The sequence below is a fragment of the Promicromonospora sp. NPDC060271 genome (genome assembly GCF_042726755.1).
Lineage (GTDB): Bacteria > Actinomycetota > Actinomycetes > Actinomycetales > Cellulomonadaceae > Promicromonospora.
This window is the reverse complement of sequence record NZ_JBHXBG010000059.1, coordinates 19658-30498: the sequence shown is the minus strand read 5'-3', so window position 1 is coordinate 30498 and position 10841 is coordinate 19658. Positions and strand designations below refer to the sequence as shown.

The following is a 10841-nucleotide window of genomic DNA, read 5'->3' as shown; positions in this document are numbered from 1 at the left end:
GGGTCACACCAGGGAGAGCCGGACAAGCGCTCTACTTCGCGAATCCGGAGGTCAGCTGTCGCCGCCCGCGGTACCGGACGTGCCGGCGGTGACGTCGAGCAGGCGGTACTTCTCGACGGCCTTGGCGACGACGTCGGTCGGCACCTCGCCGCGACGGGCGAGGACCTGCAGCGTCTTGACCACCATCGACGGGCCGTCGATGAGGAAGAACCGCCGCGCCGCGGCACGGGTGTCGGAGAAGCCGAACCCGTCGGCACCGAGCACCGCGTAGTCACCAGGGACCCAGGCACGGATCTGGTCGGGGACCAGGTGGTCGTAGTCGCTGGTCGCGATGAACGGCCCCTGGGCGCTGGACAGCTTCTCCGTGACGTACGGCGTGCGCACGGGCGCCGTCGGGTTGACCAGGGAGTCGTGCTCGGCCGCCAGGGCGTCGCGACGCAGCTCGTTCCAGCTCGTCACGGACCACACGTCGGCCGAGACACCCCAGTCCTCCTTGAGGAGCTGCTGCGCCTCGAGCGCCCACGGCACACCCACGCCGGAGGAGAGGAGCTGAGCCTTGGGGCCTTCGGCGTCGGAGACCGAGACGCGGTGGATGCCGCGCTTGATGCCCTCGACGTCGACGTCCTCCGGCTCGGCCGGCTGGACCATCGGCTCGTTGTACACCGTGAGGTAGTACATGACGTCCTGGTCCCGGCCGTCGGAGCCGTCGCCGTACATGCGCTCGATGCCGTCGCGCACGATGTGCCGGATCTCGTACCCGTAGGCGGGGTCGTACTGCACGATCGAGGTGTTCGTGCCTGCGATGAGCGGGCTGTGCCCGTCGGCGTGCTGTAGGCCCTCGCCCGTCAGCGTGGTGCGGCCGGCGGTCGCGCCGATGATGAAGCCGCGCGTCATCTGGTCGCCGGCCGCCCAGAACTGGTCGCCCGTGCGCTGGAAGCCGAACATCGAGTAGAAGATGTAGACCGGGATCATCGGCTCGCCGTGCGTGGCGTACGACGTGCCCACCGACTGGAACGCGGCGGCGGAACCGGCCTCGTTGATGCCGGTGTGCATGATCTGGCCGGACTCGGACTCCTTGTAGCTCAGCATGAGCTCGCGGTCCACGGCGAGGTAGTTCTGGCCGAGCGTGTTGAAGATCTTGGCGCTCGGGAAGATCGAGTCGAGGCCGAAGGTGCGGGCCTCGTCCGGGATGATCGGCACGATGCGGTTGCCGAAGTCCTTGGCCTTGAAGAGGTCCTTGAGCAGCCGCACGAACGCCATGGTCGTGGCGATCTGCTGCGTGCCGGAACCCTTCTTCAGCAGCTCGTAGGTCTTGTCCTCCGGCAGCTGGAGGCTCGTCCTCGCGGCGGTCCGCCGTTCCGGTACGAAGCCACCGAGCTGACGGCGGCGCTCCAGCATGTACTGGACCTCCGGCGCGTCGGCCCCGGGGTGGTAGTACGGCGGCAGGTACGGGTCGGCCTCGAGCTCGGCGTCCGAGATCGGGATGCGCAGCGAGTCGCGCAGCGTCTTGAGGTCGTCGCCCTTGAGCTTCTTCATCTGGTGCGTCGAGTTGCGGCCGGCGAAGCCGGAGCCCAGACCGTAGCCCTTGACGGTGTGCGCGAGGATGATCGTCGGCTGGCCGGTGTGCGCGCGCGCCGCGGAGTAGGCCGCGTAGAGCTTGCGGTAGTCGTGCCCGCCGCGCTTCATGTTCCAGATGTCGTCGTCGGTCATGTTCTCGACGAGGGCCTTCGTGCGCGGGTCGCGCCCGAAGAAGTGCTCGCGGATGAACGCGCCGGACTCCGCGCGGTAGGTCTGGTAGTCGCCGTCGGGCGTGACGTTCATCAGGTTGACGAGCGCGCGGTCCTTGTCGGCGTTGAGCAGGGCGTCCCACTCGCGGCCCCAGACGACCTTGATGACGTTCCAGCCGGCGCCCTTGAACTGGGCCTCCAGCTCCTGGACGATCTTGCCGTTGCCGCGCACCGGGCCGTCGAGGCGCTGCAGGTTGCAGTTCACGACGAACGTCAGGTTGTCGAGCTGCTGCTGGGCGGCGTGCTGGATCATGCCGCGGCTCTCGGGCTCGTCCATCTCGCCGTCGCCGAGGAAGGCCCAGACGTCCTGCTGGCTGGTGTCCTTGATCCCGCGGTTGTGCAGGTACTTGTTGGTCCAGGCCTGGTAGATGGCCGACGCCGGGCCGAGGCCCATGCTCACGGTCGGGAACTCCCAGAAGTCCTGCATGAGGCGCGGGTGCGGGTAGGACGGCAGGCCGCCGCCCGGGTGCGACTTCTCCTGACGGAACCCGTCGAGCTGGTCGGCGGTCAGGCGGCCCTCGAGGTACGCCCGGGCGTAGACGCCGGGGGAGGCGTGGCCCTGGAAGTAGATCTGGTCGCCGCCGCCCGGATGGTCCTTGCCCCGGAAGAAGTGGTTCAGGCCCACCTCGTACAGCGTCGCGACGGACGCGTACGAGGAGATGTGCCCACCGACGCTGAGGCCCTCGCGCTGTGCGCGGGTCACCATGACTGCCGCGTTCCAGCGGATCCATGAGCGGTAGCGCCGCTCCATGGCCTCGTCGCCCGGGAAGTACGGCTCCTCGTGGACACCGATGGTGTTCACGTAGGGCGTCGCCATCGACGCGGGAATGCTCACATTCCGCTCGCGCGCCCGCCGGAGCAGGTTGAGCATGACGTACCGGGCGCGGGGTCCGCCCTTGTCGTCGATCAGCCCGTCGAAGGACTCGACCCATTCCTCGGTCTCGGCCGGGTCGATGTCGGGTACGGCGCTGAGCAGACCGTTGATCAGCGGTCCGGTCTCGTCAAACGAAGCCACCAGCAACCTCTCTCGGTGTCGCGCGGCGGGGTCGCGGTTCGCGCTCCTCGCCGCCTCGTCAGGACCCGTCGCGTCGGCGTCGCGTCGCCACAGCTGGGGTTGCGACTGTGCACGCCCACGCACAGGTGGTCCTAGCCATTCTGTCCCCTCACAGCGTGCGCTCACACCATAGGGCGGTCAAGAGCGCGTGATCTGCGTTACGTCTGTACCAGTTCGCGCAATTATTGATACGGGGTATCGCAATGATGAGACTGAGTGCATGACCTGTGCGTTGCCGAGGTCTCATCGATTCATCAAAAAGACACCACGCGACCTGGTTGCGAGGCATGGCAGGGGTGCGTGCACTACCTTTGGCGACGGAGGGCCCGCGTAGGGTCGGACAGGACATGCATACGACCCGGCTGCGAGGGCCGGACAGAGAGAGGGACGATCAACCAAGTGAGCACGGACACCCAGGGCGCCGGGCGCCTCGGTTTCGAGGCCGGCCAGGTGGTGCAGGAGTTCGGCTGGGGCGACGACGTCGACGACGCACTCCGGGCGGACATCGAGAAGATCATCGGCAGCGAGCTGGAGGACGAGGACTTCGGCGACGTGACCGACGGCGTCATCCTCTGGTGGCGGGAGGACGACGGAGACCTCACCGACGCGCTCGTGGATGTGCTGACCGTGCTGGACGACGGCGGCATCATCTGGATCTTCACGCCGAAGCCCGGTCGGGACGGCGAGGTGGGCCACAGCGACATCCAGGAGGCCGCCACGACCGCCGGCCTGCAGACCACCAGCACCTTTGCCATCGCGGAGGACTGGTCGGCGACCCGGCTCGCCTACCGGGGCCGCGGCAAGTGATCGCCCGGCGGGTCTGAAGCCATGACCGAGTCCGCCGCCGTGCCGTCCGCTCCCGCGGAGTCGCTGAAGCCGGGTGACCCCGCACCCGACTTCACGCTCCCTGACACGCACGGCACCCCGACCACGCTGTCGGACCTGCGTGGGACGCCGGTGCTCGTCGTCTTCGTCCCGTTCGCGTTCTCCGGGACGTGCACCAGCGAGCTGTGCGAGCTGCGCGACAACATCGAGGACTTCGAGACCGCCGGCGTGCGGCTCCTCGTCATCTCGACGGACGCCGTCTTCACGCTCAAGGCGTGGCAGGCGGCCGAGGGCTACCAGTTCGACCTGCTCTCCGACTTCTGGCCGCACGGCGAGGTGGCACGCGACTACGGGGTGTTCGACGAGAGCTCGGGGATCGCGCTGCGGGGGACGTTCCTGATCGACGCCGACGGGATCGTCCGCTGGAGCGTCGTGAATCCACGGGGTCAGGCGCGCGACCTGGAGGACTACCGGCGCGCGGTCGTCGAGATCTGATCCGGCCAATTCGTAAGATCTGACCAGGTTCGGGGCCGGGGCCAGGTATTGTGGTCCGCTGCCAGGGCTCATAGCTCAGTTGGTTAGAGCGCCACGTTTACACCGTGGATGTCGGGGGTTCGAGTCCCTCTGGGCCCACCTCTGATGACGCGGGACATCGTTGCTCGATGTCTCGCGTCATCGTCCATCTCGGGAACGTTCGCTCGGGTTGCCGCTCGCATCGTCGAGCCACCACGCTTGACCACCATGCCTACTGATGAAGTGGTCCTGGACTGGCGTGGACCAGTGTCGGACGCCGAGATCGTCGACCTCACCGAGTCCCACGGCGGCAACCCGGAGCCCGGCTGGTGGGACCGGATCCGAGGTCACTCGCTAGGGTGGGTCTCCGCCCGGAGCGGCGAGGGTCAGCTGATCGGGTTCGTGAACGTCGCGTGGGACGGTGGGGGCCACGCGTTCCTGATCGACACCAAGACGCGCCCCAGCCACCAGCGGCGAGGACTCGGTACCGCCGTCGTGCGGCGCGCGATCGAGGAGGCACGGGCGGCGGGCTGCGAGTGGCTCTTCGTCGACTTCGAACCGCACCTCGAGTCGTTCTACCTGGAGTCCTGCGGGTTCCGTCCGACGCTCGCGGGGCTCGTCCACCTCACCGACGGCTGACCGCTCCCGGCGCCCGGAGACGGATCGGGCCTCCGGGCGCCGGGCGTCCGGGCGTTACTCCTCGAACGCGACGTTGCCGCGGCACGCCTCGCCGGGGCTCGGGACAGCGCCCTTGAGGCCGTGGCTGACGTACTTGCCGTAGCTCTGGACGTGCCCACCCGTGACGAAGTCGTCGTCGAACTGCGGCGGCTGGTCCTCCTGGTCGTCGGGCAGGTCCCGCCCCGAGAACGCGCACGCCGAGCTGGCGTTGAACGCTCCGGGAATCGGGTCGCCGTTTCCGTTCGTCTCGCCGGCGTGTGCTGACATGGCGCCACCCACGGTCAGCCCTGCGGCGACGACGCACGTCATGAGGACGCGCTTCATGTTCACCACCTCCTTGTGGTGAGGAGCGTCCGGGTAGGTCGGGCGAACCCGGTCCGCCCCCTTGGCCAACGTACGTCCGGGCCCCGGTCGGCACAGCCCGGGGCGCAGAGATCACCCGTGCCGGTCCGGCGGCACACGGTGCTACTGCGGTAGGTGCCGGCTGGGCTGGATTGTGTCCGGCTCAGCCACAGGTTTTTCGGTTGTGCCGAACTATTCGGCCCAGGTGAACTTTCAGGGGCAGGGGCGAACGAAATTCAGCGGGCCTGGCACCTCCCTGTCGGGTGTACCTCGCCCGTGCCGCACCGGCTCCTTGCGGTCGGGGCCTGCGTCGCCGGTTGACCCGAGGTCGATGACGTTCCAGGCGCCCCTCGACGCTCTGCCAGGATTGCGCCGTGACCAGTCATATTGCCCGGTATCGGGCCGGGGACCACGACGGCGTGTGGCAGGACCTGCGAGCCCTGGGCCTGGACGTGTTCGGTGCGCGCCACAGGGAGGACGCGCAGGCGGTCGCGCGCGAGATGGCGAGCCGGGCGCGACAGAACGTGGAGACGCTCGTCGACCGGCTGCAGGCGGACGGTTTCATCGCGACGAGGAATGACGACGACGCGACGCCGCGCCCGGCCCACTTCCCGCCGACCGACGGCGCATCCGCGCTCGCCGACTGGATGGAGGAGACGTTCGCGCCGTTCCCGATGACGGTCGCGGCGTGGATCCGGCAGGTCGGTGACGTGTGGCTCGTCGGCGAGCACCCTAGGTGGCCCGAGAGCGTGCTGGCCGACCCGCTGGTCGTCGAGTTCGAGCACGCCGTCTACGGCGGTGGCGCTCGCGAGTACTACGAGCGCGAGTGGACTAGCTGGACCGGGTACCCCGATCCGGACGCCTTCCCGTTCCAGCTCGACTTCGCGCCGGACGCCCTGCACAAGGCGAACATCAGCGGGGACGGTCCGTACGGGGTCGACGTGCCAGGGCCTGGTGTCGACGGCCTCGTCGGCCCGACGACGTGGTTCGTCGACGACCTCAACGAAGCGTTCGCGGCGGGCGGTTTCCCCGGGGCGCTGCGCGCCGAGGGGTACGTGGACCCGCCCGCCGGCCTGCGCGAGGGACTCGCCCGGGACCTGCTGCGGCTCTGACCGTGACCCTCCACCGGTGCGACGTCACGTCACCAAGCCGTTGCGGTACGCGTAGACCACCGCCTGCACGCGGTCGCGCAGGCCGAGCTTGGCCAGGAGGCGGGAGACGTACGTCTTGACCGTCTCCTGGCTGATCACCAGCGTCGCGGCGATCTCGCCGTTCGAGAGGCCGTTGGCGATGAGGCGCAGCACCTCCAGCTCGCGCGGGGTCAGCGCGGTGTCGCCAGGGGCGCTCTCGGTGGGCCGGATCCGCGCCGCGTACCTGCCCACGAGCTGTCGCGTCACCTCTGGGGCGAGCAGTGCGGCCCCCGATGCGACGGTGCGGATGCCGTTCAGCAGCTGCGCCGCGGGGGCGTCCTTGAGCAGGAACCCGCTGGCCCCGGCGCGGAGCGCCTCGTAGACGTACTCGTCGAGGTTGAACGTCGTCACCACGAGCACCTTGACGGGATGTTCCACCCCGGCGCCGGCGAGCAGACGGGTTGCCTCGATACCATCGAGGACGGGCATCCGGACGTCCATCACGACGACGTCGGGGTCCAGCCGGCGGGCGAGGTCGACGGCGGCCCGCCCGTCGCCGCACTCGCCCACCACCTCGAGGTCGGGCTGGGCGTCGATGATCGTCGCGAACCCGGTGCGGATGAGCACCTGGTCGTCGCAGACCAGCACGCGGGTCGGCGCGGTCACCGGCGGCCCCCGGTCGGGATGCGGGCCAGCACGACGAAGCCGCCGTCGTCCGACCGCTGGGCGCTGAGCTCGCCGCCCAGGGCGGCCACCCGTTCGTGCAACCCGACCAGGCCCCGTCCGCTCCCGCCCGGCGAGGCGCTGCCCGGGCGGGATCGTCCGCCTGCTCGTGGGCCCGGCCCGTCGGTGCTGACCTCCACCAGGATCTCCCTGTCGTCGTAGCGCACCGTCACCGCCGTCGGGCGGCCATGGGCGTGCTTGAGGGCGTTCGTCAGCGACTCCTGCACCACGCGGTGCGCGGCGCGCTCGGCGCTGCCCGACGTCGTCGGCGGCTCGCCGTGCTCGGTGAGCTCCACCGGCTGCCCGGCCCGCCGGGTCTGCTCGACGAGCGCGACGAGCGCGCCGAGTCCGCCGTCCGGCTGTGTCCGAACAGGGCCCTCGTGCCCCGGGTCGAGCACGTCGAGCAGGTTCCGCAGGTCGCTGATCGCGAGCCGGCCCGTGTCACCGACAGCGGTCAGCGTCTCGTCGAGACGGTCGGGCGAGGCGGTCAGGTACCGCGCCGCCTCGGTCTGCACGACCATCGCGGTCACGTGATGGGTCACGACGTCGTGCAGCTCGCGGGCGATGCGCGTGCGTTCGGCGGCGCGGGTCTCCTCGGCGACCCGGAGCCGTCGCTCGGCCTCGGCCGCCCTGGTCGAGCGCAACCAGGCGCCTACGCCCCACGCGAGGGCCATGACCAGGTAGAACGTCACGTACTCGTCCACCCGCTCGGCCCCGGTCAGCCGGTCGAGCGTGATCGCCAGCCCCACGTAGGCTACGGAGAGGACGGCGACGGCGAGCCGACGGTGGTGCGCCAGATGCGCGCCCGTGCTCACCAGCGCGATGCCCAGCGCGTTGCTCGCGAACGAGTGGTTGCCCTGGACCTGGCTGAGCACGAAACCGAGCGAGACCAGCGCCACGCATACGGCCGGCCACCGCCGGCGCACCGCGAGCGGCAGGCACTGGAGCGCGACGACCAGCACTGCCACGCCGTCGAACGGACGGGCCGGCACCTCGCCGACCTGCGTCCCGTACTCCCGCAGGAACGGCACGAACGCCGCACCGGCGAGCGCGAGGGCGAGCGGCAGGTCCCGGACGGTGACGTCGAGCCGGTGCCACCGGTCGCGCCACCGGTCGGGGACCCGCCGGAGTTCGGTCACCGGGGGAGCGTAACGGCCGCCCGGGCGGAGCGGCGCAGCGGAACGATGTGCCCGCGCCGGTACGCCACCCGGATGAACACGGCGGCGACCACGACGCAGAACACGACCGAGTAGACGCTGCCCTCCGGGCCGAACTCGCCGCCCGTGATCAGCCACGGGCCCGACGTCGAGGCGTCCAACAGGCCCTGCGGGGTGTCGTTGCCCGAGACCTCGGTGCTGAAGATCGCGCTCCCGGCGATGTTCCAGCCGAGGTGCAGGCCGATCGGCACCCACAGCTTGCGGGTGGCGACGTACGCGGCGGTGAGCAATCCGCCCGCCTGGATGGCGATGGCGAGCGCGCCCCACAGGGTCGCGTTCGGGTTGACCAGATGGGCCAGACCGAACAGCAGGCTGGTCACCGTCAGCGCGACCCACGTCCCGGTCCACCCTTCGATGATGCGGAACAGGACGCCGCGGTACAGCAGCTCCTCGGACGCCGCGACCGCAGCCATGAAGCCGACGAGCCCTACCGCACCCGGCACCGTGCCCAGGCCGTGGACCGTGTAGCTCCCCAGGACGGCCAGGTTGACGATGACCAGGCCGAACAGCGCGACACCGAGCAGGGTGCCCCAGCCGAGCCCGGACACCGCGCCCTCCCGGGACACCTCCACCACGGCGCGGTGCTCGGTGCGCCGCACCACGAGGGCGTAGACGAGGACCGCGAGCACCGCCGTCGCGAGACCCACGACGAGCGCCAGCCAGGGGTTGTCCCCGACCAGGGCCAGACCTTGGCTGCCGAGGAACGAGACCGCCAGAACGGCTACGAGCTGCCACACCAGACGCACGATGACTCCTTCGAGAAGCCGCGAACCGGTCGCCGCGGACTACCCCGAACGCTATGGATCGGGCGGCGCGCGGTAGTCACCGCGGGGTGGACATTCGTGGGTAGCTCGCACGGGGGACAGGCCGGATCCGTCGACCCCGGAAGGTGAACACCATGTGAACAGAAATCGAACTGTTCACCTGAACGTCACCCTCTGGTCAAGTGTGATCTGCGCACACGTCACCATGGTGTGGTGACCGAGATGATTCTTCTCGTCGTGGTCGTGCTCACCGCACTCGCCTTCGACTTCACCAACGGCTTCCACGACACGGGCAATGCCATGGCGACCTCCATCGCCACCCGAGCTCTTACGCCCCGCCGGGCGGTCCTGTTGTCAGCGGCCCTGAACCTGGTCGGCGCGTTCCTGTCGCTGTCGGTGGCCGCGACCATCGCCAAGGGACTGGTCGACGCAGAGGTCATCACCCTGGAGGTCGTGTTCGCCGGGCTGGTGGGCGGCATCGTCTGGAACCTCCTGACCTGGCTGCTCGGCCTGCCGTCCAGCTCGTCGCACGCTCTGGTCGGCGGCGTCGTGGGTGCGGTGCTGGCGGCCGCGGGCACCTCGGGCGTGCTCTGGGACGGCGTCCTCGCGAAGGTCCTGGTCCCGGCGCTCATCGCCCCGGTGGTCGCCATCGCGGTCGCGGCCACCGGCACCTGGCTCGTCGCGCGCCTGACCCGTGGGCTGCCGCAGGACGTCACCTCGCGGGGGTTCCGCTGGGGCCAGGTCGGCTCCGCCTCCCTGGTCTCCCTCGCGCACGGCACCAACGACGCGCAGAAGTCGATGGGCATCATCCTGCTCGCCCTCATCACGGCCGGCGCGGTACCGGCGGACTCGGGCGTCCCGTTCTGGGTCATCCTGTCCTGCGCCCTGGCCATGGCGCTCGGCACCTACACCGGCGGCTGGCGCATCATCCGCGCCCTCGGCAAGGGCCTCGTCGAGATCGACACCCGGCAGGGGATGGCGGCGGAGACGTCGTCGGCGGCCGTCATCATGCTGTCCAGCTACTTCGGCTTCTCGCTGTCCACCACCCACGTCGCCACCGGCTCGATCCTGGGCTCCGGTGTCGGCATGCCCGGCGCGACGGTGCGCTGGGGGCTCGCCGGCCGCATGTTCGGCGCCTGGCTGCTCACGCTGCCGGCGGCCGGCCTGATCGGCGCGCTCTGCTTCTGGGTGCAGCACGGGGTCGGCGGCGTGCTCGGCAGCGCGCTGGTGCTCGGCATCCTGCTCGCGTCGGCCGCGGCGATCTGGATCGCCTCGCGCCGCAAGCCGGTCGACCACACCAATGTCAACGAGGCCTGGGACGAGGAGCGCGGGGCCGGCATCGAACCGGTCGCCGCGACCACCGGCGAAGCCGGTCCGATGCACGTCGCACCGGTCGAGGCGGGCGCGACGACGTCGGCGGCTGCCGCCGCGATCGACAGCGTCACGGTGGGTGCTGGAGCGGCCGGACCGTCAGCGGCCGGTGGGACAACTGACGCCTCAGGGAAGGGAACGGCGGAATGAGCGGCATCATCGAGTGGGGCGCGCTGGGGCAGGTCGTCCTCGTCGGCCTGCTGGTCGGGGCGGGGGTGCCCGCACTGTTCGCACTGGGGCTCCGGCTGCTCACGCTGCCGGTCGGGGCCGGCGTCGTCGAAGCCGGTGGCACGCACGACGGCGAAGCGGCGGGTGCCCAGGACGGCGCCGCCCCTGGCCTCGCGCGCCGGCTGGGCGGCTACCTGTGCCTGGCCCTGTGCGTCGGGGCCATCGCCACCGGGCTGGCGTTCCTGGTCTCCGGCGGACACTGACCGAGG

General features: G+C 70.3%; 11 protein-coding genes and 1 tRNA gene. 7 read left to right on the top strand and 5 right to left on the bottom strand.

Annotated elements, in window-relative coordinates:
* Nucleotides 1-51: 51 nt before the first annotated feature.
* The gene (aceE, locus tag ACFWE2_RS11425; protein ID WP_377224344.1) at nt 52-2802 is read right to left on the bottom strand and encodes a pyruvate dehydrogenase (acetyl-transferring), homodimeric type; all 2751 of its coding nucleotides are present in this window, start codon (nt 2800-2802) and stop codon (nt 52-54) included.
* A gap of 438 nt (nt 2803-3240) precedes the next feature.
* On the opposite strand from aceE, the gene ACFWE2_RS11420 reads away from it, so the two are divergent.
* From ACFWE2_RS11420 to ACFWE2_RS11405, 4 genes are all read left to right on the top strand, one after another.
* A complete protein-coding gene (locus ACFWE2_RS11420; protein WP_357504485.1) occupies nt 3241-3648 on the top strand; it encodes a DUF3052 domain-containing protein in 408 nt (135 codons plus the stop codon).
* Nucleotides 3649-3669: 21 nt separating this feature from the next.
* Nucleotides 3670-4161, top strand: a complete 492-nt coding sequence (locus ACFWE2_RS11415; RefSeq protein ID WP_377224343.1) for a peroxiredoxin — start codon at nt 3670-3672, stop codon at nt 4159-4161.
* Between the two features lie 64 nt (nt 4162-4225).
* A tRNA-Val gene (locus ACFWE2_RS11410) sits at nt 4226-4299 on the top strand.
* Nucleotides 4300-4407: 108 nt separating this feature from the next.
* Complete coding sequence (locus ACFWE2_RS11405; protein ID WP_377224342.1) at nt 4408-4818, top strand: GNAT family N-acetyltransferase; 411 nt, start codon at nt 4408-4410, stop codon at nt 4816-4818.
* Nucleotides 4819-4872: 54 nt separating this feature from the next.
* Here ACFWE2_RS11405 and ACFWE2_RS11400 read toward each other — a convergent pair whose 3' ends face one another.
* A complete protein-coding gene (locus ACFWE2_RS11400; RefSeq protein WP_377224341.1) occupies nt 4873-5181 on the bottom strand; it encodes a hypothetical protein in 309 nt (102 codons plus the stop codon).
* A gap of 392 nt (nt 5182-5573) precedes the next feature.
* Here ACFWE2_RS11400 and ACFWE2_RS11395 point away from each other — a divergent pair, with 392 nt between their 5' ends.
* Nucleotides 5574-6311, top strand: coding sequence for a hypothetical protein (locus ACFWE2_RS11395; protein ID WP_377224340.1), 738 nt, complete (start codon nt 5574-5576; stop codon nt 6309-6311).
* Nucleotides 6312-6335: 24 nt separating this feature from the next.
* Here the strand turns inward: ACFWE2_RS11395 and ACFWE2_RS11390 are convergent, their stop codons facing one another.
* The 3 genes from ACFWE2_RS11390 to ACFWE2_RS11380 are packed head-to-tail and all read right to left on the bottom strand — an operon-like array spanning nt 6336 to nt 9015.
* The gene (locus tag ACFWE2_RS11390; RefSeq protein WP_377224339.1) at nt 6336-6995 is read right to left on the bottom strand and encodes a response regulator; all 660 of its coding nucleotides are present in this window, start codon (nt 6993-6995) and stop codon (nt 6336-6338) included.
* On the bottom strand, nt 6992-8191 hold the full coding sequence (locus ACFWE2_RS11385; RefSeq protein ID WP_377224338.1) for a sensor histidine kinase: 1200 nt from the start codon (nt 8189-8191) through the stop codon (nt 6992-6994). The genes ACFWE2_RS11390 and ACFWE2_RS11385 overlap by 4 nt, the downstream gene beginning before the upstream one ends.
* Complete coding sequence (locus ACFWE2_RS11380) at nt 8188-9015, bottom strand: CPBP family intramembrane glutamic endopeptidase (protein ID WP_377224337.1); 828 nt, start codon at nt 9013-9015, stop codon at nt 8188-8190. The genes ACFWE2_RS11385 and ACFWE2_RS11380 overlap by 4 nt, the downstream gene beginning before the upstream one ends.
* Nucleotides 9016-9255: 240 nt before the next feature.
* Here ACFWE2_RS11380 and ACFWE2_RS11375 point away from each other — a divergent pair, with 240 nt between their 5' ends.
* Both ACFWE2_RS11375 and ACFWE2_RS11370 read left to right on the top strand, forming a co-directional pair.
* Nucleotides 9256-10554 (top strand): anion permease, encoded by a 1299-nt coding sequence (locus ACFWE2_RS11375; protein ID WP_377224345.1) that lies wholly within the window; start codon nt 9256-9258, stop codon nt 10552-10554.
* The gene (locus ACFWE2_RS11370; protein ID WP_377224336.1) at nt 10551-10835 is read left to right on the top strand and encodes a hypothetical protein; all 285 of its coding nucleotides are present in this window, start codon (nt 10551-10553) and stop codon (nt 10833-10835) included. The genes ACFWE2_RS11375 and ACFWE2_RS11370 overlap by 4 nt, the downstream gene beginning before the upstream one ends.
* Nucleotides 10836-10841: the final 6 nt, after the last annotated feature.

What these genes read in the sequence shown, in the direction of transcription:
- ACFWE2_RS11400 (WP_377224341.1), bottom strand. Translation starts at nt 5,181, where the DNA reads ATGAAGCGCGTCCTCATGACGTGCGTCGTCGCCGCAGGGCTGACCGTG.
- ACFWE2_RS11375 (WP_377224345.1), top strand. Translation starts at nt 9,256, where the DNA reads ATGATTCTTCTCGTCGTGGTCGTGCTCACCGCACTCGCCTTCGACTTC.
- ACFWE2_RS11415 (WP_377224343.1), top strand. Translation starts at nt 3,670, where the DNA reads ATGACCGAGTCCGCCGCCGTGCCGTCCGCTCCCGCGGAGTCGCTGAAG.
- ACFWE2_RS11370 (WP_377224336.1), top strand. Translation starts at nt 10,551, where the DNA reads ATGAGCGGCATCATCGAGTGGGGCGCGCTGGGGCAGGTCGTCCTCGTC.
- ACFWE2_RS11405 (WP_377224342.1), top strand. Translation starts at nt 4,408, where the DNA reads ATGCCTACTGATGAAGTGGTCCTGGACTGGCGTGGACCAGTGTCGGAC.